The sequence below is a fragment of the Methylomicrobium lacus genome (assembly GCF_041897535.1).
GTDB lineage: Bacteria > Pseudomonadota > Gammaproteobacteria > Methylococcales > Methylomonadaceae > Methylomicrobium > Methylomicrobium lacus_A.
This window is the reverse complement of sequence record NZ_CP169217.1, coordinates 4,154,018-4,172,939: the sequence shown is the minus strand read 5'-3', so window position 1 is coordinate 4,172,939 and position 18,922 is coordinate 4,154,018. Positions and strand designations below refer to the sequence as shown.

Here is an 18,922-nt window from a genome sequence, read left to right as displayed (position 1 = left end):
GTTATTGGACGAAGCGGCCTTGCTGAATGAAGTGCAAGGCCTGCCGGATCACCTGATCGCGCCGCATGATGAAGGTATGCGAGTAAGGCAGCACGATAAAGTCGCGCATGCCGTCGACGTGGGTCCGGCTCACCGCCACCTTGCCGTCGTTCGCCTCCGGAAACAAGAGTGACAGCAAGGGATTTGCGGTTTTGTCGCCGGCAATCACGCCGGCTTCGAAATTGACCGAACCGAGCCGATTCGGCAAACTGTCAGGGTCCGTACCGAGCTGCAAGCCTGCCGGCCCGTTCAGTAGATAAAACAACCGCCAATTACCGAGCCTATCGACGATTTCGCTGCCCTTATTCGGCGGCGCGAGCATCACCACGCGACCGAGTTTTTCGATCGACGCGACCGACAGATAATAACGAATCAGGATACCGCCCAAGGAATGCGTCAGGAAATGAATTTTTTTGACGCCGGCAGCCTCGCATTCCTGCACAACCTGCCCGATACATTGCAACGCCAGCGGCTCGATTTTCTGCTGCGTCGAAGGATAGCTCGCATTGACGATTTTATAGCCGTAGGTTGCCAGCACACTGCCCGCCTTGTCCATGCTGCGGTAGGTGCGCTTCAGACCATGCAGGAGTACGATCGCCTCGGAATCTTTTTCAATCGCGGTCAAGGTGAAGTCTTTCATCGGCTTTTAGAATCCAGCAAATTGCAATGTAAAGCGTTTGATCCGGCTTGTATAAGCCTGCTCGGTGCGGATGCTGTAATGCTTCAGGCGGATTTTGTCCCTAACCTGATCGAGCAACTTGGGCGGCTTACCAAAAAAATTTGCTGACGGGAATTGCATTTTATTTAGGATGTGATAATTTCGCGCGCATCTAATGAAAATAAATCTGTTTTATGATTTTACAACTATTTAGACAGCCTTATGACGCAATTTTTTTGCGTTTGTTAGGACGTCTAATTGCAGTTATGCATAAACGGATCGGGTCGTGGCAAATAATTGGAACATACCAGCTTGGCTAGAAACGGAAATCAGGGAAAGAGATAAGGCTTGCGTTTATTGCGGTGTTGAATTTACGTCTGCCAAAGTCTCCAGGAAGTCCGCAGCCAGTTGGGAGCACATCATTAACGATACAACAATTATCACCAGAGAAAATATCGTTCTTTGTTGCTGTGGGTGCAATGCCAGCAAGGGGCAAAAGCAGCTATCTCTATGGTTGCAGTCTAAATACTGTAAAGAACGTAGTATTAATTCGGTTTCAGTGGCTCCAATAATCAAACAGGCAATTGTAAATGGTCACTAAGATCACTCATAACACGTCGCTCAAAGGGACGCTTCGCTACGCGCCCCATAGCTTTGCGTTAGACCTCACGTAACCTTGTATCGCAACAATTCATTCTATGAAGAAGAACGGATACAACACAAATCTCGCATCCGAGTTTCACGTCATTTCACTTCTACATCGTTTGGGACTCGATGCGAATTTAACCCTGGGAAACAAGAAGGCCGTAGACATCGTCGTAGTTCGACATGCCGGTGATGCCGTGACAATTGATGTGAAAGCTGTCGTAGGACGAGTCGATTGGCTCATGGGAAATGTACCTTCGGTGCCGAGAGAGAATCATTTCGTGGTTCTCCTAACTTACGATGGTAAGTTTGAAGATCTGCACCACTCCCCGCGAGTTTGGGTCATTCCGCATGCGGAACTCGTGCAGCTAGTGAAGTCCGCAAAGCCCCCTTCGACGATGAAATATGTCTCTCGCAGCGAAGTCACCAAGCTCACCCAGTATGAAAACGCCTGGGGTTTTATTTCCGGCACAAATGCGATCTAACCCAGCGCTCAACCGGAGCGCGGGAGCATCATGCGGTTTTGTATATTTGGCTTTCCGGGACGCGCCCGGTTAGCTTCACGTTAGGCACCGGCAGGAGGAAGCATGAGTAGAAAATATCTAAGACGCGGTGCAATCATCGACACCATCAAGAGGGGTCAAAAATGGGGGCAGACACGATGAAATTTTCGAACCTCGTTGCTTTTTCCAGCTTTTGCTGGCGGCGTTTCGACGTCGGGTGTACCATCCGGCCTAACTCAGCAGTCAAAGACTGCGCCGCCCGCTGGCGATTTTGAAGATTGGCTTTTTAATCGGGTTCGGCGGCTTCGCTGTGCGTTCGTTAGCGGCGCGCCCTGTCCTTTGCGTTAGCCCGTAGGATGCGGTGACGATAGGAACCGCATCAATTGCGAACCGTTCTTTCTTAATATTCAATATCGAACCTTATCCTCCGGCATTCGGGGCCTTCGAACATTTGGCGCAAATGCCATGAATCTCAATCGCCTTGCTGTGCACAGTAAAATCCGCTCGCTTGATTTCGGACAAAAGCGATCTCATCACCTCAGGCGCGGGGCGCTCCTCGACTTCGTGGCATTGCTTGCAGATCAGCAATAACTGCTCGTGCTGCTGTCCGGAACAGTTGCAGCCGATGAAGGCATTCAGGCTTTCTATCCGATGAATCAGGCCCTGGTCGATCAAAAAATCGAGCGCCCGGTAAATCGTGGCCGGCTTCGCTTCCTGTTTCAAGGGCTTGATGCGGTCCAGCAAGTCATAAGCCTTGACCGCTTGGTGGCTTTCCCAGATCAGTTTCAATACTTGCAGACGGATCGGAGTCAATTGCACGCCGCGCACGACGCAGAGTTGTTCGGCGGTGTCCAGGGCGGCGCTGACGCATTTGGCATGGTCATGTTTTGCCGGGACAGGGTCGGATGACGAAATCATGAGAGGACGAATAAACTAACAGGCATGTGATAATATAACATAAATTGCCTTTTAATCGACCCGCTCCGAATTACCGCACCCGACCCAGAGATGAACACACACAACATTGAAGCCGTAAAAGACTATTTGTTAACCTTGCAGGATCAAATCTGCGCCGCACTTGAACAAGAAGAGGACGATGCGCGTTTCATCGAGGATCCGTGGCAGCGAGCCGAAGGCGGCGGAGGCCGGACCCGCGTACTGGCGAATGGATCGGTATTCGAGCAGGCCGGCGTCAATTTTTCGCATGTGTCGGGCTTCAAGCTGCCGCCCTCCGCGACCGCGAAACGCCCGGAGCTGGCCGACCGTCAATTTCAGGCGATGGGCGTCTCGCTGGTTATTCATCCCCTAAATCCCTATGTGCCGACCTCGCATGCGAATGTGCGCTTTTTGATTGCCGAGAAACCCGGCGAAGCGGATGTCTGGTGGTTTGGCGGCGGCTTCGATCTGACGCCTTATTATCCGTTCAGGGAGGACGTGCTGCATTGGCATCGGACCGCGAAGGCGGCTTGTGAGCCTTTCGGCGAAGCGGTTTATCCCACCTATAAGAAATGGTGCGACGACTATTTCTTCCTGAAACACCGGAACGAGACGCGCGGCGTCGGCGGGCTGTTTTTCGATGATTTGAACGAATGGGGTTTCGATAAGGCCTTTGCTTTCATGCAAAGCGTCGGCAACCATTATATACCGGCCTATCTGCCTATCGTGCAAAAGCGCAAAAACACCCCCTATGGCGAGCGCGAACGCGAGTTTCAACTGTACCGGCGCGGGCGCTATGTCGAATTCAATCTGGTCTACGACCGGGGCACGCTGTTCGGCCTGCAATCGGGCGGGCGCACCGAATCGATCCTGATGTCGATGCCGCCGGCCGCGCACTGGCGCTACAACTGGCAGCCCGAAGCGGACAGCCCCGAAGCCGAGCTTTATGCGCACTATTTAAAACCGCAAGACTGGCTGGAAAGTTAATTCCCCCGCTCCCGTTTTTTGAACTTCAGGCTTGCACAAGACGTTAAGGCAACATAAGATAAGCCTTCACGTTACCCCTCATCAGTTTTTGCGAATTATAGGATAAGCCATTCGCCTATCCTGATGGGCATTTCTTGATAAGGATCAAAAAATAGGAGCGACATGAACAGGATTATCAGAAACGGTAGTGAGGAACGACAGAACTACCGTATTTTTATGGTAATCAATTCGGTCGGCTATGTCGGCATCCTGGTTCACCTGGTCCTGATACCGCTGTTTTATTGGCTGGGCTTCCCCGGCTTGTCCTTGCTGAATATTTTCAGCTCGATACTGTGGATCAGCGCGTGGGCCTCGAATCAGCAAGGCCTGCACCATCCGGCCATCGTGCTGATGACGATCGAGGTATTTTTGCATACCTTGCTGGTCGTGCCGACGCTCGGATGGCAGGCCGGTTTTCAATATTATCTTTTTGCCGCGGTTCCTTTCACGCTGTTCAACAATAAATTCGACGGCAAGGCGATCATTTTTGTTTCGATCGCGCTGGGGGCGGAGTTTTTGTGGCTCAGCCTCTATACCCATGATCAACCGCTCAATCCGGCGCTTTCGGAACAGCAGGCCAGACTGCTCGAACGCAGCAATATCGTCATTGCATTTACCGCGCAGTGCATCATCAGCTACTATTTCCGCCTGGCGTCGATCTTCCTGGAACAGGAACTCGAAAATCAGGCCCATACCGATCCTTTGACCGGCTTGTACAATCGGCGCCGAATGACCGACTTTTTGACCCAGCAAGGCAAACTGGCGGCGCGCGAACGTACCACGTTATCGGTCGCTTTCGTCGATATCGACCATTTCAAAAAGATCAACGACAATTACGGGCACGAATCCGGTGATCAGATTCTGCAAGCGGTCGCGTATTTCATCAAGCGCCAACTCCGCAAAGACGACACACTGGCGCGCTGGGGCGGCGAAGAATTTCTGCTGCTGTTGCCGCATACCGACATCGGCGGCGCGCGGGTGCTGGCCGAAAAAATCCGCAACACGGTGGCTGAGCATACGTTTCAGATCGGCGGCAGCGAATATGCGGTGACGTTGACGATCGGCCTTTGCGAACATCGAACCGAACATCCGATAGAGGAAAGCGTCAAATTGGCCGATATTGCGCTCTATCGGGGGAAGCAGGCCGGACGGAATCGGGTGATGTGTTATTCCTGAACGTCCGGCGGATCAATCCTACGCGCGGGGGCTAGGCCTCGACCAGCGCGGCAAAGCTGTGCACCCAAACCAGGCTGTCCGGATTCCATTCCATGCCCGGATGCATTCTGATGATCAGGCCTTTATAAGTTTCCAGATCGGGAAAGCCTTCCGCCTGCGCATCCTTGTCGGTCAAATCGCCCAAACGCTGGCGGTCCAAACCGGTGATCACAAATTCCTGGCCATCCAAGGTAAACTTTTCGCCCGGCCAGCCATAAACGCCGTCCCGGCGCTGTTGGGTTTTGACGCCCGTTTTGGCGGCCTCAACGAGTCTCGGTTGAGTCACCAGCCGATCGATCGAACACGTTTTATTCGGATACATTTCCATGCGCTTTTCTCTAAATTTGTGTAGTGGGGAAAGACCTGTACATGATAGTCTAAATCATGAATATTTCATCCCGTTATTGTTAGCGGAAATCGTATTCTGCCAGGGAGAACGCCATGAACGCCGATCTGTTACCCGCGTTACGCGCCGCGATCAATGACGCCTATCTGGCCGACGAAGATCGAGTTTCTGCCGAGCTGGCTCAGGGTTTACGGTCTTATGATGCGTCCGCCGCCGCGAAGCTGGCCCGCAAGCTGGTCGCAGGGGTCAGAGCCGAAAGTACCCAGCAAGCGCTGATCGATACCCTGCTGCATGAGTATCAATTGAACACCCAAGAAGGCATCGTGCTGATGGAAATGGCCGAAGCCTTGCTGCGAATCCCAGACTCTGCAACCCAGGATGCTTTTTTGCAGGACAAACTGGGCTCGCTCGATTGGGGACGGCACCAAGCCTTGCATGATACGCGGTGGGTCAAATTGCTGACCGGCGCCTTGTCGGTGACCGGCCGCATCGAAAACCTCGGGGACGGAGGCGGCGCGTGGCTCACGAGGCTCAGCGCGCCGTTGATTCGCACCACCGCCAAACAGGCCATGCAGTGGCTCGCAAACCATTTCGTTTTCGCCGAAACGATCGAAGGTGGCATCGAAACGCTGCGCTTGCAGCCCGGCGCCCGCTATTCGTTCGATATGCTCGGCGAGGCCGCCTTGACCGCGGAAGATGCCGAGCGCTATTTCGAGGCCTACCGGCAGGCGATAGCACAGCTGGCAGAAGTTGCCGAACATGCAGATTCCTTCATGAATCCTGGCATTTCGATCAAACTGTCCGCGCTCTGCCCGCGTTACGAGCCGCTGCAAAGACAACGCGCGATCGACGAGCTGAGTCTCAAACTGCTCGCCTTGGCGAGTCAGGCGCGGCACGCCAACATCAGCCTGACCGTCGATGCGGAAGAATCGGAGCGGCTGGACATGTCTCTGGATATTTTTGCGGCGGTGCTCGCCCATCCGGACCTTGAAGACTGGCCGGGCTTCGGTCTGGCCGTGCAGGCTTATCAAAAGCGCGCGCTGCCAGTGATCCGCTGGCTGGCCGCGCTGGCTCAATCGCATCGTCGCCGGATTCCGGTCCGGCTGGTCAAGGGCGCGTACTGGGACGCCGAGATCAAACGCGCGCAAGAGTCGGGGCTGGCGGCTTATCCGGTCTTTACCCGCAAGACCGCGACCGACGTCTCGTATCTGGCCTGCGCGGAAACGCTGCTGGTCCATCCCGAAGCCTTCTATCCGCAGTTCGCGACGCATAATGCGCATACGGTCGCAGCGATCCTGACGCTGGCGAAAGCGCATACGGGCTTCGAATTTCAACGGCTACACGGAATGGGCGAGGCGTTTTATCAGCAATTGGCGCAGCAACACGCCCTGCCCTGCCGAATCTATGCCCCGGTCGGTAATTTTGAAGATTTGTTGCCGTATCTGGTTCGGCGCTTACTCGAGAACGGCGCGAATACCTCCTTTTTGAATCGGGTCGAAAATCCGCATTACAGCATGGACGAGATCGTCGCGGACCCGGTCGCAAGATTGCAGCAGGCACCTATCCGGATCGCGCAACCTCCCGAACTCTTCGGCCGGGAGCGCTTGAATTCGGCCGGAATCAACCTGAGTGACGCCGAAGTCCTAATTCAATTACAGGCCGATCTCGACGCGCTGGCCGAACGCAATTGGGAGGCATACCCCCTGATCGACGGCAAGCCTTATGCCGGCCGCCCCCAACCGGTATTCAATCCCTGCGATCAGCGCCGGCAAATCGGCCAGGTGACCCATGCAGACCCGGAGGCCATCGGCAAAGCCGCCGCCGGCGCGTTGGAGGCTTTCGCCGACTGGCGGCACAGTCCGGTACACGCGCGCAGCGCCTATCTGAAAAAAGCGGCCGATCTGTTCGAAGCGCACCGGCTTGAACTGGTCTCGCTGTGTGCGCGCGAAGGCGGCCGCACGATCAAGGATGCGCTCGCCGAAGTGCGCGAGGCGGTCGATTTTTGCCGCTATTACGCGGCCGAGGCAGAAAAGCTGTTCACTCAGCCGGTCCGGCTGTCGGGGCCTACCGGGGAAGCAAATTATCTGAGTCGCACTGGGCGCGGCGCGATCGTCTGCATCAGCCCCTGGAATTTTCCGATCGCGATTTTTGTCGGGCAAATCGCTGCGGCGCTGGCCGCCGGCAATACCGTGATCGCCAAGCCCGCGACCCAGACCGCGCTGACCGCGATGCGCTGCATTCAACTGCTGCATCGGGCCGGCATTCCGGGCGCGGTCCTGCAATTTCTGCCGGCCGAAGGCGACTTGATCGGCAAGCATTTATTGACCTTTCCGGGTCTCGGCGGCGTCGTCTTTACCGGCTCCACCGCGACCGCGCGCCGGATCAATCAAACCCTGGCGCAATATCAGCCGGCCATCGTGCCGTTGATCGCCGAGACCGGCGGCCAGAACGCTTTGATCGCGGACAGTTCGGCGCATGTCGAACAACTGGTCCAGGATGCGCTGACTTCGGCCTTTAACAGCGCGGGCCAGCGCTGCTCGGCGCTGCGGGTATTGTATGTTCAGGAAGACATCGCGGACCGGGTGATCAAGCTTTTGATCGGCACGATGCAGGAATTGACCCTCGGCGACCCCGGTCAAGCGGCGACCGACATCGGACCGGTCATCGATGCCCAAGCCGCCGCTCGACTGGCGGAGCATCTGGGCAGGATGCGGAAGGAAGCCAAGGTCCTGTACCAAGTCCCTTTAGCTGCCGATTTGCGCGCCGGCAGTTTCTTTCCGCCCAGCCTGATCGAAATCGGCGGCATCGAACAACTCGAACAGGAAATCTTCGGCCCGGTTCTGCATATCGTCCGTTACCGCGCGGACCGATTGATCCAGGTGGTCGAAAGCATCAATGCCACAGGCTACGGCCTGACGCTGGGAATTCATAGCCGGATCGAGAGCCACATTCAATCCCTTGTCGAACGGGCCCGGGTCGGCAACATCTATGTCAACAGGAATATGATCGGCGCGGTGGTCGGCGTGCAGCCGTTCGGCGGCATGGGACTGTCGGGTACCGGCCCGAAGGCCGGCGGTCCCGATTATCTGCGCCGGCTGTCTGCGGAACGGACGGTCACGATCAACAGCGCGGCGATCGGGGGCAATGCGGCCTTGTTATCCGAAGCGCTGTTTTAGGTTTCTTCTTCCTCTGCTTCTGTTTGGATCGCCTGCAATGACAAGGAACCGAGTCCGCTGCCTTGCGAATCCTTGGAATCGGCCATTTTGGCCGTCGCAGACCCGACACCTTCGCTCAAATTGATCTTCAGCTTCAGGTTGTTCGGCGAATCGGAGTTTTGCAGCGCCTCATCGAGCGAAATCGTGCCCGCCTTATAAAGCCGCAACAAATGGCTGTCGAAGGTCTGCATGCCGATATTCTCGGATTTTTCCATCGCTTCCTTGATGCTGTGTACGTCGCCTTTTTGAATCAGATCGCGGACCAGCTGCGTGCCCAGCAAAATTTCGATCGCGGCGGTGCGTTTGCCGTCGACCGTCGGCACCAGGCGCTGCGAGACGAAGGCCTTCAGGTTCAGCGACAGATCGAGCAACAATTGATTCCGGCGTTCTTCCGGGAAGAAGTTGATGATCCGGTCGAGCGCCTGGTTCGCATTGTTCGCGTGCAAGGTGGACAAACAGAGATGGCCGGTTTCGGCGAAAGCCAGGGCATGCTCCATCGTTTCCTGACTGCGGATTTCGCCGATCAGGATCACGTCCGGCGCCTGCCGCAGGGTATTCTTCAAGGCATCCTCATAGCTCAGCGTATCGACGCCGACTTCGCGCTGGTTGACCAGCGATTTTTTGTGCGGATGGATATATTCGATCGGGTCTTCGATCGTGATGATATGGCCCGACGCATTCGTATTGCGATGGTCGATCAAGGCGGCCAGCGAGGTCGATTTACCGGAGCCGGTGCCGCCGACGAACAGGATCAGACCGCGTTTTTCCATGATCGTTTTTTTCAAGACGTCCGGCAGGCCGAGTTTGTCCGCATTCGGAATATCCACCTTGATATTGCGGATCACCAGCGCGAAGCTGTTGCGCTGCTTGAAGATATTGACCCGGAAGCGGCCGATGCCGGGCTCCGAAAGCGCCATATTCAGTTCGGGCACCTGTTCGAAGGCCTTTTGCTGATCTGCGTCCATCAGGCCATAGGCAATCTCCTTGATGCGCTCCCTGGTCAGCTTACTGTTTTCCAAGGGCTTCAGGTTGCCTTGAAACTTTGCCGCGGGCGGCGCATCGACCGTCAGATAGAGATCGGAGCCGTCGTGTTGCACCAGGATTTTTAAATAATCTTTGAATTCCATAGTCGTGTAATCCGCTAACGGTGAGAGTTTACCTGGACTCAGTTTAGGATAAGTCGTAGAGAAGTGAAGCCATCTTCAAAAATTACCGGTTATAATAAGCGCTTTTTGATTAAATCGAGATGAGCACACAACGCAAAGCCGTCGCGCTGATTTCCGGCGGCCTGGATTCGATGCTGGCCGCGAAAACGATCATGGACCAAGGCGTCCATGTCGAAGGCATCAATTTCTTCACCGGCTTTTGCGTGGAAGGCCATACGCATGCGATCCGCGAAAAGGACCGCAGCAAACCGAAGCGTAACAATTCGCTCTGGGTCGCCGAGCAGCTCGGCATCAAGCTGCACATCGTCGATGTGATCGAAGAATACAAAAACGTGCTAATCAATCCGAAGCACGGCTACGGCGCGAATCTGAACCCCTGCCTGGACTGCAAGATTTTCATGGTCAACAAGGCCAGGCAATGGATCGCCGAAAACGGTTTCGACTTCATCATCACCGGCGAGGTGATCGGCCAGCGGCCGATGTCGCAGCGCAAGGACACGATGCCGGTCGTGGCCCGGGAATCGGGCGCCGACGACTTGTTGCTGCGGCCTTTGTGCGCGAAGAATCTGGCGCCGACGCTGCCGGAGCGCGAAGGCTGGGTCGACCGCGCCAAACTGCACGATTTCAGCGGCCGTTCGCGCAAGCCGCAGATGGAAATGGCCGAGCGCTACGGCTTCCACGATTATTCGCAGCCGGCCGGCGGCTGCTGCTTTTTGACCGACAAGAAATATTCGGCGAAGCTGGTCGATTTGTGGCAGTCGCACGGCCACAAGGACTATGAACTCGACGACGTGATGCTGCTGAAGGTCGGCCGTCACATCCGCCCTGCCCGCCATTTCAAGCTGATCGTCGCGCGCGAGGAAGGCGAAGGCCGCTTCTTGCAGGGCTATCAAAAAGAGTTCATCAGCATGCTGGCATCGAGCCATAGCGGCCCGCTGGTGTTGATCGACGGCACACCCTCCGCGGAAGATTTGTACCTGGCCGCCGGCATTACCGCGCGCTACGGCCAGGGCCGCGATGCGGAGCAAGTCGATGTCACGGTCACGGACAAGGACGGCTCGGAGCGAACGATCCAGGTCAAGCCGCTTGCGAAAGACTTGCCGCAGGAATGGTTTATATGATCCGGGAAACCTTGAACGCGCGGCGGCTTTTGTGTCCGCTGCCGGTGATCCGCACCCAAAACCAGGTCAAACAGATGCGGCCCGGCGACCAGTTGGAGGTAATCTGCACCGATCCCGGCGTGATGCAGGACATTCCGGCATGGTGCCGTATCCATGGCCACACCGTGCTCGAAACGCGCAGCGGCGATCATGAATATGTGATTGTCCTGGAAGTCGGCGGACAAGCCGGATAGCAAGCATCCTTACATTATTTTTTCATTCTATTTACGAGGAACACACGATGGCGGTAGGTCGCTGCGATTTTCCGATCATGCCGGAGATTCCGGGCATTCGTCTGGGCACCGTTTGCGCGGGCATCAAGCAGACGGTCAGGGACGATCTGTTGGTGTTTGAAATGGCCGAACAAGGCAGCTGCGCCGCGGTTTTTACCCAAAACGCCTTCTGTGCCGCGCCGGTGCAGGTCGCCCGGGACCATTTGGCAGCGAAGCCGCGCTGGCTGCTGATCAATTCCGGCAATGCTAACGCAGGTACCGGTAGGCAAGGTCTGCAAGATGCGTTGAGCTCCTGCGAGCGATTGGCGCAGCTGACCGGCGGCGCCGCCGAACAGGTGCTGCCGTTTTCGACCGGCGTGATCGGCCAGCCGCTGCCGATCGATAAGATCGGCTCTGCCTTGCCCGATGCGGTGCGCAATCTCAATCCTGCAAACTGGGACAAGGCCGCCAGGGCGATCATGACGACCGATACGTTTCCGAAGGGCGTCACTCAGACCCTGGAGATCGACGGCCGCACCATCACCTTCAACGGCATCGCCAAGGGCGCCGGCATGATTCAGCCGAACATGGCGACGATGCTGTCGTTCATCGGCACCGACGCGAAAATCAGCAGCGCCTTGTTGCAGCGATGCCTGAAGCGCGCCGCCGAACTGTCTTTCAACCGGATCACGGTCGACGGCGACACTTCGACCAACGACGCGCTGGTCGTGATGGCCAGCGGGCTTTCCGCCGCTCCGGAAATTTTGCCGGACAGCGAACATTACACTCGCTTCGCCGATGCCTTGCTGGACGTGTGCAAGCGTCTGGCCGAAGCGATCGTCCGGGACGGCGAAGGCGCGACCAAACTGATGCGCATCGTGGTCGAGGAAGCGCAAAGCGACGAAGAAGCGGTCCGCGTCGCGAAAACGATCGCGCATTCGCCCCTGGTCAAAACCGCGTTTTTCGCGAGCGACCCGAACTGGGGACGCATTCTGGCCGCGGTCGGACGCGCCGGCGTCGATAACATGGTGCTCGAAAACATTCGGATCTTTCTGAACGACGTCTGCATCGTCCGTGAAGGCGGACGCGCCGACGACTACACCGAGGAAGCGGGACAGCAGGTGATGGACCGTGAGGAAATCCGCGTGACGGTCCAACTGGGCCGGGGCGATGCCCGCCAGGAAGTCTTGACCTGCGATTTCTCGTACGACTATGTCAAGATCAATGCGGAATATCGCACCTGATCGGCAGCCGGAAAGCCGATGAGCCATAGGCAAAAAACCGCAGCGAAGTCGCTGCAAGTCGCGGCCGGAGTGATCAAAGGCTCGGACGGCAAGATACTGATCGCCAAGCGCGACGAATCCCTGCATCAGGGCGGCTTATGGGAGTTCCCGGGCGGCAAGATCGAAGCCGGCGAAACGCCCGAGCAGGCCTTGTGCAGAGAGCTGAAGGAGGAACTGGACATTGAAGTTTGTTCGGCGGCGCCCTTGATCACGATTCATCACCGTTATCCCGATCGGGCCGTCACCTTGCGGGTTTTTGTGGTCGATCGCTTTTCCGGCAGCGCAACAGGCTGCCTGGGCCAGCCGATTCGTTGGGTTGCGCCGAACGAATTGACCCATTTTACCTTCCCGGCCGCCAACCGGCCGATCGTGACCGCGGCCCGGCTCCCGCCTTATTATGCGATCCTCGACGATCAGGTCAGCGGCGGCCTGATGCAGGATTTGCATAAATTCCTCACGAACGGCATCAAGCTGATTCAGGCGCGCTTGAAAACTTCATCGCACGCTGATGTCGCAAGCTTCTTGTCGAAAGCCTATCCGCTTTGCCGCGCCCACGATGCCGTGTTGCTGATCAATTCTGCGGTGGATTTCGGCAATGCAGCCGCCGATGGCCTGCACTTGACCGCCAGCGACTTGCTCGCTTTACAGGAACGGCCGGCGGCTTATCGATGGCTCGGCGCTTCGTGCCACACGCTGGCGGAACTCGAACATGCCGAGAAGATCGGCGCCGACTTTGCGGTTCTGGCGCCGGTGTTGCCGACCCAAAGCCATCCGGAGACCGCCGCTCTGGGTTGGGAAAGATTTTCCGCGCTGATCGAGCAAATCAACATTCCGGTGTATGCCTTGGGAGGCTTGGCAAAAGAGGATCTGGACGCCGCCCGCGCAGCCGGCGCGCAGGGCATCGCCGGCATCCGGGCGTTCCTCGGCGACTAAAGCAAGACTGATTAGTGAAGGGGCGGGCTTTCTTCCGTTTCGCCCCCGTCATCCAATTCCTCGGAAATCCGGTGCTCTTCGGCCGCCCAAGCCCCCAAGTCGATCAATTTGCAGCGTTCGGAACAGAACGGCCTGTAGGGATAGTCCGCCGTCCACTCCACCGAACGTCCGCACACAGGGCACTTAACTGTCGTCGCGGCCATCAAAACTGGCAACAGGACAAGGTGAAAGGCACGTCGTCGCTGCTTTGCAGCGGACGCTTTTCGTCATTCGACGGCACCATGAAACGAATCGTGCAACGATGCTTGCCGCCGCTGATTTCGGCAAAATAACGCAGTGACTTGTCCAAACTGACTTTCACCAATTGATAGGGCTGGCTGTGATCCAGGGAAATCTGAAAAAATCCGGCCTTGGCGATTTCTTGCGTATCGCGACGGCTGTTGCGAATCAGATTCAGGATCAGATCGATCGCATTTCTGATGTCGTTGAAAGGCGTGCTCCATTGCTGCAGATCCTTCAGGCGAATCGCCTCTTCCTGTTCCAGCCAGTAATGAAACTCGGGCAAGTCGAAAGAGCAGGTGCCGCCCGGAATCGAGCTGCGCTGGGCGATGCTTTGGAAAAGATCGCTTTCCATCACATGGATGCCGATTTTGCCGCTCGATGCATACAGATTCTTGCTGGTTCGACCCACGTCATTCAACAACTGACTCAGTTTTTCCGAATCCACACCTTGGCTCTGGGAAAGTTTATTCAAGACTTTGCTGTGGCGATCGAGTTCTTTAAGCAACTCCGATTTCAAATCGTTCCGGCTTAAGATGGCCATGATGTCGAGCAGCACGTTCAGTGCGGCGCGTTTGTCCCAAACGGAGGCCCCGTTTAAGAAATGATTGAACTGTTTAAAGAGTTGTTCGAGCCTAATGAAAACCCGGATGCGTTCGTTGAGAGGAAATTCATAAGTGATGGTGTTGGTCACAGGTAAGTCTAGTCTGACAGGCGCTTATAGAAAGGTATAAATTGTGCAGTTTTTTGACTTGTTCTGCAAGTGCATTGTCAGTCAATGAGTTGTCCAGCAAGTCGCCCGCATGCGCGCGGCGATAGTCCCGAGAAACCTGGCTCTCGATGATAGCCAGGATGGTTTCAATGCCAAGCCGGTCTCTTTGGCTGACGCGCTCAATTTGCAGTTCGACCGGGCAATCGACGACCAGGATGCGGTCGACGACCGCTTCCATCTTCGTTTCGAATAGCAAGGGAATGCTCAGGATGCAATAAGGCGCCGCCAATTGCTCGCTTCTTGCATTTAATGCGGCCCAAATAAGGGGGTGCAGTATCGCTTCGAGCTTTCGTTTCTGCCCGGCATCGGCAAAAATGATCCGTTTGAGTTGCAGGCGGTTCAACGAGCCGTCCGCATTCAGGACCTGCCCGCCGAATGCGTCACGAATTCGATCCAAGGCGGGCTGCCCCTTCTCGGTCAGTTCACGCGCGATCTGGTCGGCATCGAGAATCGGCACGCCGAGTTCGGCAAAAAGATTGGAAACCGTCGTTTTACCGCAGCCTATGCCGCCGGTCAGACCTACTTTCAGCATGACTTAAAACAATCAAAAGCCGACGGTGTCGAGATAGAGACGATTGATCGCATCCCCCCAGATCAGAGCAATCCAGCCGGCAACGGCCAGATAGGGACCGAAAGGGATCGGCGCGGCATGGTCGCGTTTGGCGAATAGGATCGAAGCGATGCCGAACACCGCGCCGGTCAGGGCGGAAAGCAGAATGATCAACGGCAGGCTCTGCCATCCGAGCCAGGCGCCGAACAGCGCCAGCAATTTGAAGTCGCCAAAACCCATGCCTTCCTTGCCGGTAACCAGTTTGAACAGATGATAGACGATCCAGAGCGAGCCATAGCCGGCAGCCGCGCCGATAATGCTGGCATGCGCATCGGTATAGAACCCGAACAAACTCAGTACCAGCCCCCCCCAAAGCACCGGCAGATTGATCGAATCGGGCAACAGATGATGGTCGATGTCGATAAAGCTCAACGCGACCAGAGACCAGGTCAATAAGAGCGCGAACAAGGTTTGCAGGCTATAGCCGAAATGTAAGGCGACCACCGCGGACAGCACCGCGGTAAACAGCTCGATCGCAGGATAACGCCAGGAGATTTTGGAGCCGCAATGCGCGCATTTGCCTTTCAAAAACAGATAGCTGAGCAGCGGAATATTCTGATAAGGCTTGATCGGCGTCTTGCAGGACGAACAACGCGATAAAGGCAGGGCCAGGTTAAAAGGCTCTTCCTCGGTGAGCCGGACATTGCCGGCGCTTTGCGGGGCCGGCACCGCCTCCGGCGCCAACTCCAGAAATTCGATGCATTCCCTGCGCCACCCCCGGTACATCATGATGGGCAGACGGTAGATCACCACATTGAGAAAACTGCCGACCATCAGGCCAATGATAAAAACGAGATAAGGTAAAAAATCGCTCAATTCTGTCATGTAGTAAGCCAAAATTTCGGTGTCATTGAGTGTGGCGACGACGTGTTGCCGTACGGTTGAATCTTAGCTGACGGCTTCTCCCAACTTGAAGATAGGCATATACATCGCAACCAAAAGCCCGCCGACCAGAACGCCGAGGACGGCCATAATAAAGGGCTCCATCAGGCTGCTTAAATTATCGATCAAATTGTCGACCTCTTCTTCATAAAAATCCGCGACCTTGGCAAGCATCGCATCCATCGCCCCGGATTCTTCGCCGATTGCAACCATTTGCTGCATCATATGCGGAAACAGATTCGACTGCTGCATCGCAAATTGCAGACGCTGCCCTGTGGCGACTTCTTCACGCATCTTCAGGACCACTTCCGCGTAGACTATACTACCACAAGCGCCGGCTACCGACTCCAAAGCTTCCACCAGCGGCACCCCGGCCGCCGACATCGTCGACAAGGTTCTGGCGAAGCGCGCGATCGCGGATTTGTTCAAAATCGTCCCAATGACGGGCACTTTCAACAACATCCGGTCCAGTGCATGGTTAAACGCATAGGAACGTTTTTTGAAATAAAAAAACGTGTAAAAAATGCCTCCGATCGAGCCGAAGACGATCCACCACCAATCCCTGAGCCAATTCGACATGTTGATCACCATCTGGGTAAATGCCGGCAAATCCGCACCGAAACCCTTGAAGAGTTCCTCGAAAACCGGCACCACGAACATCAGCAGGATGGTGGTCACGATGACCGCGACGACAATCACCGCGGTCGGATAAGTCAACGCTTTTTTGATCTTCTTCTTGATCGATTCGGTTTTTTCCTTGTAAGTCGCGATTTTATCGAGCAAGGCCTCCAGAACCCCGGCCTGCTCGCCCGCTTCGACCAGGTTGCAGAACAATTCGTCGAAATACAGCGACTTTTCGCGCAAAGCTTGCGCCAGCGTGTTGCCGCCTTCGATGCTGGCCTTGATCGACAACAACATCTCCTGCATGCTCGGATTCTCGTGGCCCTTGCCGATGATATCGAAAGACTGGACCAACGGCACGCCGGCTCCGAGCATCGTCGCGAGTTGCCGCGCAAACACCGCAATATCGGCAGGGGTAATTTTTTGGACTTTCTTGAATAAGGGTTTCGGTTTTTTCTTGATTTTCTGGACGCGAAAGCCTTGCCGTTTTAGATCGGCTTTGGCGATCGTCTCGCTAAGCGCAGAGATGGGCCGATTTTTGATTTTGTTGCCGGCCTTGTCGACGCCGTCCCAGACAAAATCGATTTGTTCAACTTTTTGTGCCATTTTCGCTTATTCCTTGGTAACCCGGTCAATTTCTTCAATGCTGGTGACGCCCTGGCGGACTTTATTCAGGCCGGAAGCCCTGAGATCGTTGATGCCCTCCGCCTTCGCCTGCTCGGCCAACTGCATCGCGTTGCCGCCTTCCAGGATCAGCCTACGCATGTTGTCGCTGAGCGTCATCACCTGATAGATGCCGACCCGGCCCTTATAACCGTTCGTACAATGCTCGCAGCCCACGGCCTTATAGACTTGCAGCGTTTTCAATTCTTCTTTCTTGAAACCGGTCGAAAGCAGCACACTTTCCGGATAATCGGAGGGCTCCTTGCAATGCACGCATAAACGGCGCGCCAGTCGCTGCGCCATGATCAGATTGATCGACGACACGATATTGAACGCGGGAATCCCCATCTGCATCAGCCGGTTCAAGGTTTGCGGCGCATCGTTCGTGTGCAGGGTCGAAAGCACCAAGTGCCCGGTTTGCGCCGCTTTGATCGCAATCTCGGCGGTTTCGAGGTCACGAATTTCGCCGACCATGATCACATCCGGGTCCTGGCGCAAAAAGGCGCGCAAAGCGCTGGCGAAGGTCAGACCGGCCTTCACGTTCATGTTGACCTGATTGATGCCTTCTACGGTGATTTCGACCGGATCTTCCGCGGTCGATATATTGCGCTCTATCGTGTTCAGGATATTCAGTCCGGTATATAACGACACCGTTTTACCGCTGCCGGTGGGCCCTGTGACCAGCACCAGCCCATAGGGGCGATTGATCGCTTCCAGAAACAGCTTTTGCTGGTCGGGTTCGAAACCGAGCTTTTCGATGCCCAATTGCGCGCTGGTCGGATCGAGAAGACGCATGACCACCTTTTCGCCGAACAGAGTCGGACAGGTATTGACCCGGAAATCGAGCGTACGATTCTTGGAAACGATCAATTTGATCCGTCCGTCCTGGGGCACCCGGCGTTCGGCGATATCGAGCCTGGACATGACCTTGATGCGGGAAATGATCTTGGTCGCGACCGCGGACGGAGGACTGGCGACCTCGTGCAGCATGCCGTCGGTGCGGAAACGGATGCGGAAGTTTTTTTCGTAAGGCTCGAAATGAATATCGGAGGCGCCTTTTTTGACCGAGTCGAGCAGGATTTTATTCACGAAGCGAACAATCGGCGCATCATCGACATCCGAATTCGCTTCGTTTCTGGCGGCCTCTTCTTCCACGCTGGAAACCGCCAGATTATCGAGATCTTCGTCGAGCAAGGCGGCCATCGAGGTGTCGGGAGCCTCCAGAGCGATTTCAATCGCCTTGCTCAGCTTATCCTCTTCGACCACGATGCATTCGGGATTCAACCGAGTTTGAAACTTGATTTCGTCAAGCGGCTGATGATTTGTCGGATCGGATACCGCGATGAAAATCGTCTTGCCGCGCGCGAACAGAGGCAGGACTTGATGTTTGCGGATCAATTTTTCATTGATCAATTTGACCGGCAGCGTCTTTAAATCGATCGCATCCAGATCGAAGAAAGGTACGCCAAATTCGGCGTAAACGGCAGAGGCGATCGCTCTGCCGTTTACCAATTTATTGGCGACCAGATAACTGACGAGGGAAATGTGTTTCTTCGCCGCTTCCTGCACATGGGTTCGTGCCTCGCCTTCCGAAAGCAAACCTTTTTGAATCAGGCACTTGGTAATACCGCTAAAGTAAAATTCAGTCGTCGGTGTAGCCATCGATAATGTAAGCATCAAAAGAGAATTTGATACCAAATATAGATGATCAGCCAGCAACTACAAGGCGGGCGCGAAAAGAAAGCGGCGCTGTCTCAC

Annotated in this window: 19 protein-coding genes; 8 read left to right on the top strand and 11 right to left on the bottom strand. The window is 55.6% G+C overall.

The window, feature by feature from the left end:
* Nucleotide 1: 1 nt before the first annotated feature.
* Complete coding sequence (locus ACEPPP_RS18725; RefSeq protein WP_374088875.1) at nt 2-679, bottom strand: esterase/lipase family protein; 678 nt, start codon at nt 677-679, stop codon at nt 2-4.
* 6 nt (nt 680-685) lie between these two features.
* Entirely contained in the window at nt 686-838 is a 153-nt protein-coding gene (locus ACEPPP_RS18720) for a phage integrase N-terminal SAM-like domain-containing protein (RefSeq protein WP_374088874.1), read from the bottom strand.
* 557 nt (nt 839-1,395) lie between these two features.
* Between ACEPPP_RS18720 and ACEPPP_RS18715 the strand changes: the two genes are divergently transcribed.
* Entirely contained in the window at nt 1,396-1,827 is a 432-nt protein-coding gene (locus tag ACEPPP_RS18715) for a hypothetical protein (RefSeq protein ID WP_374088873.1), read from the top strand.
* Nucleotides 1,828-2,265: 438 nt separating this feature from the next.
* Here ACEPPP_RS18715 and ACEPPP_RS18710 read toward each other — a convergent pair whose 3' ends face one another.
* The gene (locus ACEPPP_RS18710; RefSeq protein WP_374088872.1) at nt 2,266-2,763 is read right to left on the bottom strand and encodes a transcriptional repressor; all 498 of its coding nucleotides are present in this window, start codon (nt 2,761-2,763) and stop codon (nt 2,266-2,268) included.
* Between the two features lie 90 nt (nt 2,764-2,853).
* Between ACEPPP_RS18710 and hemF the strand changes: the two genes are divergently transcribed.
* Both hemF and ACEPPP_RS18700 read left to right on the top strand, forming a co-directional pair.
* Nucleotides 2,854-3,768, top strand: coding sequence for an oxygen-dependent coproporphyrinogen oxidase (hemF, locus tag ACEPPP_RS18705; RefSeq protein WP_374088871.1), 915 nt, complete (start codon nt 2,854-2,856; stop codon nt 3,766-3,768).
* 216 nt (nt 3,769-3,984) lie between these two features.
* Entirely contained in the window at nt 3,985-4,983 is a 999-nt protein-coding gene (locus tag ACEPPP_RS18700; protein WP_374088870.1) for a GGDEF domain-containing protein, read from the top strand.
* A gap of 31 nt (nt 4,984-5,014) precedes the next feature.
* Here ACEPPP_RS18700 and ACEPPP_RS18695 read toward each other — a convergent pair whose 3' ends face one another.
* Nucleotides 5,015-5,350, bottom strand: coding sequence for an ASCH domain-containing protein (locus tag ACEPPP_RS18695; RefSeq protein WP_374088869.1), 336 nt, complete (start codon nt 5,348-5,350; stop codon nt 5,015-5,017).
* Nucleotides 5,351-5,463: 113 nt separating this feature from the next.
* Here ACEPPP_RS18695 and putA point away from each other — a divergent pair, with 113 nt between their 5' ends.
* The gene (gene putA / locus ACEPPP_RS18690; protein WP_374088868.1) at nt 5,464-8,544 is read left to right on the top strand and encodes a bifunctional proline dehydrogenase/L-glutamate gamma-semialdehyde dehydrogenase PutA; all 3,081 of its coding nucleotides are present in this window, start codon (nt 5,464-5,466) and stop codon (nt 8,542-8,544) included.
* Here putA and ACEPPP_RS18685 read toward each other — a convergent pair.
* Complete coding sequence (locus ACEPPP_RS18685; protein ID WP_374088867.1) at nt 8,541-9,710, bottom strand: PilT/PilU family type 4a pilus ATPase; 1,170 nt, start codon at nt 9,708-9,710, stop codon at nt 8,541-8,543. The genes putA and ACEPPP_RS18685 overlap by 4 nt on opposite strands.
* 119 nt (nt 9,711-9,829) lie before the next feature.
* Between ACEPPP_RS18685 and ACEPPP_RS18680 the strand changes: the two genes are divergently transcribed.
* From ACEPPP_RS18680 to ACEPPP_RS18665, 4 genes are read left to right on the top strand one after another with little or no spacing between them, the layout of a single operon-like run.
* Nucleotides 9,830-10,870, top strand: coding sequence for a tRNA (5-methylaminomethyl-2-thiouridylate)-methyltransferase (locus tag ACEPPP_RS18680; RefSeq protein WP_374088866.1), 1,041 nt, complete (start codon nt 9,830-9,832; stop codon nt 10,868-10,870).
* A complete protein-coding gene (locus ACEPPP_RS18675; RefSeq protein ID WP_374088865.1) occupies nt 10,867-11,103 on the top strand; it encodes a sulfurtransferase TusA family protein in 237 nt (78 codons plus the stop codon). Before ACEPPP_RS18680 ends, ACEPPP_RS18675 begins: the two co-directional genes overlap by 4 nt.
* A gap of 47 nt (nt 11,104-11,150) precedes the next feature.
* Nucleotides 11,151-12,365 (top strand): bifunctional glutamate N-acetyltransferase/amino-acid acetyltransferase ArgJ, encoded by a 1,215-nt coding sequence (gene argJ / locus ACEPPP_RS18670; protein WP_374088864.1) that lies wholly within the window; start codon nt 11,151-11,153, stop codon nt 12,363-12,365.
* A gap of 18 nt (nt 12,366-12,383) precedes the next feature.
* Nucleotides 12,384-13,337 (top strand): Nudix family hydrolase, encoded by a 954-nt coding sequence (locus tag ACEPPP_RS18665; protein WP_374088863.1) that lies wholly within the window; start codon nt 12,384-12,386, stop codon nt 13,335-13,337.
* A gap of 11 nt (nt 13,338-13,348) precedes the next feature.
* Here the strand turns inward: ACEPPP_RS18665 and yacG are convergent, their stop codons facing one another.
* From yacG to pilB, 6 genes are all read right to left on the bottom strand, one after another.
* The gene (gene yacG, locus ACEPPP_RS18660) at nt 13,349-13,540 is read right to left on the bottom strand and encodes a DNA gyrase inhibitor YacG (RefSeq protein ID WP_374088862.1); all 192 of its coding nucleotides are present in this window, start codon (nt 13,538-13,540) and stop codon (nt 13,349-13,351) included.
* Nucleotides 13,540-14,310 (bottom strand): cell division protein ZapD, encoded by a 771-nt coding sequence (gene zapD, locus ACEPPP_RS18655; protein ID WP_374088861.1) that lies wholly within the window; start codon nt 14,308-14,310, stop codon nt 13,540-13,542. Before zapD ends, yacG begins: the two co-directional genes overlap by 1 nt.
* A complete protein-coding gene (coaE, locus tag ACEPPP_RS18650; protein WP_374088860.1) occupies nt 14,288-14,920 on the bottom strand; it encodes a dephospho-CoA kinase in 633 nt (210 codons plus the stop codon). The genes zapD and coaE overlap by 23 nt, the downstream gene beginning before the upstream one ends.
* 12 nt (nt 14,921-14,932) lie before the next feature.
* Nucleotides 14,933-15,823, bottom strand: coding sequence for an A24 family peptidase (locus ACEPPP_RS18645; RefSeq protein WP_374088859.1), 891 nt, complete (start codon nt 15,821-15,823; stop codon nt 14,933-14,935).
* 63 nt (nt 15,824-15,886) lie between these two features.
* Complete coding sequence (locus ACEPPP_RS18640; RefSeq protein WP_374088858.1) at nt 15,887-17,107, bottom strand: type II secretion system F family protein; 1,221 nt, start codon at nt 17,105-17,107, stop codon at nt 15,887-15,889.
* A 6-nt stretch (nt 17,108-17,113) separates the two neighbouring features.
* A complete protein-coding gene (pilB, locus tag ACEPPP_RS18635; protein ID WP_374088857.1) occupies nt 17,114-18,826 on the bottom strand; it encodes a type IV-A pilus assembly ATPase PilB in 1,713 nt (570 codons plus the stop codon).
* Between the last annotated feature and the right edge of the window lie 96 nt (nt 18,827-18,922).

Bases quoted from the DNA above. Each gene is read 5' to 3' on its own strand.
- ACEPPP_RS18725 (WP_374088875.1), bottom strand. From the start codon at position 679: ATGAAAGACTTCACCTTGACCGCGATTGAAAAAGATTCCGAGGCGATC.
- ACEPPP_RS18720 (WP_374088874.1), bottom strand. From the start codon at position 838: ATGCAATTCCCGTCAGCAAATTTTTTTGGTAAGCCGCCCAAGTTGCTC.
- ACEPPP_RS18715 (WP_374088873.1), top strand. From the start codon at position 1,396: ATGAAGAAGAACGGATACAACACAAATCTCGCATCCGAGTTTCACGTC.
- ACEPPP_RS18710 (WP_374088872.1), bottom strand. From the start codon at position 2,763: ATGATTTCGTCATCCGACCCTGTCCCGGCAAAACATGACCATGCCAAA.
- hemF (WP_374088871.1), top strand. From the start codon at position 2,854: ATGAACACACACAACATTGAAGCCGTAAAAGACTATTTGTTAACCTTG.
- ACEPPP_RS18700 (WP_374088870.1), top strand. From the start codon at position 3,985: ATGGTAATCAATTCGGTCGGCTATGTCGGCATCCTGGTTCACCTGGTC.
- ACEPPP_RS18695 (WP_374088869.1), bottom strand. From the start codon at position 5,350: ATGGAAATGTATCCGAATAAAACGTGTTCGATCGATCGGCTGGTGACT.
- putA (WP_374088868.1), top strand. From the start codon at position 5,464: ATGAACGCCGATCTGTTACCCGCGTTACGCGCCGCGATCAATGACGCC.
- ACEPPP_RS18685 (WP_374088867.1), bottom strand. From the start codon at position 9,710: ATGGAATTCAAAGATTATTTAAAAATCCTGGTGCAACACGACGGCTCC.
- ACEPPP_RS18680 (WP_374088866.1), top strand. From the start codon at position 9,830: ATGAGCACACAACGCAAAGCCGTCGCGCTGATTTCCGGCGGCCTGGAT.
- ACEPPP_RS18675 (WP_374088865.1), top strand. From the start codon at position 10,867: ATGATCCGGGAAACCTTGAACGCGCGGCGGCTTTTGTGTCCGCTGCCG.
- argJ (WP_374088864.1), top strand. From the start codon at position 11,151: ATGGCGGTAGGTCGCTGCGATTTTCCGATCATGCCGGAGATTCCGGGC.
- ACEPPP_RS18665 (WP_374088863.1), top strand. From the start codon at position 12,384: ATGAGCCATAGGCAAAAAACCGCAGCGAAGTCGCTGCAAGTCGCGGCC.
- yacG (WP_374088862.1), bottom strand. From the start codon at position 13,540: ATGGCCGCGACGACAGTTAAGTGCCCTGTGTGCGGACGTTCGGTGGAG.
- coaE (WP_374088860.1), bottom strand. From the start codon at position 14,920: ATGCTGAAAGTAGGTCTGACCGGCGGCATAGGCTGCGGTAAAACGACG.
- ACEPPP_RS18645 (WP_374088859.1), bottom strand. From the start codon at position 15,823: ATGACAGAATTGAGCGATTTTTTACCTTATCTCGTTTTTATCATTGGC.
- ACEPPP_RS18640 (WP_374088858.1), bottom strand. From the start codon at position 17,107: ATGGCACAAAAAGTTGAACAAATCGATTTTGTCTGGGACGGCGTCGAC.
- pilB (WP_374088857.1), bottom strand. From the start codon at position 18,826: ATGGCTACACCGACGACTGAATTTTACTTTAGCGGTATTACCAAGTGC.